A 2,158-nucleotide genomic window follows, 5' to 3' on the forward strand; every position below is an offset into this window, starting at 1 on the left:
CACGCCAACACCCAGATCCCCAAGGCGCTGGGCGCGATCCGCGAGTACCACGCCACCGGCGAGACCCGGTACCGCGACATCGCCCGCAACTTCTGGAACTTCGTCGTCGGCGCGCACACCTACGCCATCGGCGGCAACTCCAACGGCGAGTACTTCAAGAACCCCAACCGGATCGCCTCCGAGCTGTCCGACAGCACCTGCGAGTGCTGCAACACGCACAACATGCTCAAGCTGACCAGGCAGCTGTTCCGCACCGAGCCCGGCCGTCCCGAGCTGTTCGACTTCCACGAGAAGGCCCTCTACAACCACCTCCTCGGCGCGCAGAACCCCGACTCGGCGCACGGCCACCACAGCTACTACGTGCCGCTGCGCGCGGGCGGCCAGCGCACGTTCAGCAACGACTACCAGGACTTCACCTGCTGCCACGGCACCGGCATGGAGACCAACACCAAGCACCGGGACAGCATCTACTTCCGCGGCGGCGAGACGCTGTGGGTGAACCTGTTCATCCCGTCCGCGCTCACCTGGCCCGGCAGGAACATCACCGTCCGCCAGGACACCGGCTTCCCGGACACCGCGAGCACCAAGCTCACGATCACCGGTTCCGGCCGCGTCGACCTGCGGCTTCGGGTGCCCGCCTGGGCCACCGGCGCGCAGCTGCGCCTCAACGGCGTGCCCGTGGCCGCGACCCCCGGTGGTTACGCCAGGATCGACCGCACCTGGGCCACCGGCGACACCGTCGAGCTGACCCTGCCGATGGCGCTCACGCGGGAGAGCGCGCCCGACGACCCGGCCGTGCAGGTCGTCAAGCACGGCCCGATCGTCCTCGCGGGCGGCTACGGCACCACCGACCTCACCGCGCCGCCGACCCTCCAGCCCGGCACGCTCGCCCCCACCGGAACGCCGCTGGAGTACACGGCCACCGCCTCCACCGGCCGGGTCACCCTGGCCCCGTTCTACCGCACGCACCGCCAGCGCTACACCGTCTACTGGCGCGTCTGAACCCCCGAACCGCGAAACCCCCGCCACCTCAACGAAGAGGAGCACACCATGCGCACCCGAAGCCGGGTGCTCGGGCTCGGCGCCGCACTGGCGCTCGTCACCGCCCTGGCCCCGCCCGCGCTCGCGGCGAACCCGATCGTCACCGGCTACTACACCGCCGACCCCGCCCCGCTCGTCGTCGGCAACACCCTGTACGTCTACGCGGGCCGCGACGAGGCGCCCGCCGGTTCCGGCAACTTCCTGATGCGCGAGTGGCGGGTGCTGTCCTCCACCGACGCCGCGAACTGGACCGACCACGGCGCCAAGGCGACCACCGCCACCTTCCCGTGGGCGGGCGCCGACGCGTGGGCCAGCGAGGTGGAACCGCGCAACGGCAAGTACTACTGGTACACCTCGGTCAACGGCCGGGGCGCGGGCTGGATGGACATCGGCGTCGCGGTCGGCGACAGCCCGCTCGGCCCGTTCCGCGACGCCAAGGGCGGGCCGCTGGTCAGCGACAGCACCCCGAACTCCTCGGGCCTGAACATCGACCCGACCGTCTTCACCGACGACAACGGCCAGTCCTACCTGTACTGGGGCAGCTACTGGGCGCCCAGGATGGCCAAGCTCAAGTCCAACATGATCGAGCTCGACGGCCCCGTCACCACCCCGGTCGGGCTGACGGACTTCTGGGAAGCGCCCTGGATGTTCAAGCGCAACAACCTGTACTACATGGTGTACGCCGCCAACGACACCAACGGCTGCGTGACCTCCTCCAGCTACGCCTGCCAGCGCTACGCCACCGCGACCAGCCCCACCGGCCCGTGGACCCACCGGGGCGTGCTGCTGGGCCAGGTCTCCTCGACCACCAACCACGCGGGCATCGTCCAGTTCAAGAACCAGTGGTACATCGTCTACCACAACGCGAACGCGCCCGGCGGCGGCAACTTCCGCCGCTCGGTGGCCGTGGACCTGGTGAACTTCAACGCCGACGGCACGATCCAGCGCGTCGTGCAGACCAGCACCGGCCCGCCGCCGAACAACAGCCTCGCCAAGGTCCTCGGCGGCGCGAACCCCCTCCAGGACAACCAGATCCAGCAGGGGAGCACCCGATGAACAGACGTCCCCGGCTGCGCGCCGCCGCGACCACCGCGGCCGTGCTGCTGTCCCTGCTGAC

2 protein-coding genes are annotated in these 2,158 nt (G+C 70.2%); both read left to right on the forward strand.

Features of this window, described 5'->3' with window-relative positions:
- A partial coding sequence (locus tag ACTUAL_RS14355; protein ID WP_440900590.1) for a beta-L-arabinofuranosidase domain-containing protein occupies positions 1–1,002 on the forward strand: 1,002 nt, incomplete at its 5' end.
- A 48-nt stretch (positions 1,003–1,050) separates the two neighbouring features.
- Positions 1,051–2,097 (forward strand): glycoside hydrolase family 43 protein, encoded by a 1,047-nt coding sequence (locus ACTUAL_RS14360; protein ID WP_440900591.1) that lies wholly within the window; start codon positions 1,051–1,053, stop codon positions 2,095–2,097.
- Positions 2,098–2,158 lie beyond the last annotated feature (61 nt).

The organism is Actinosynnema sp., assembly GCF_052038725.1.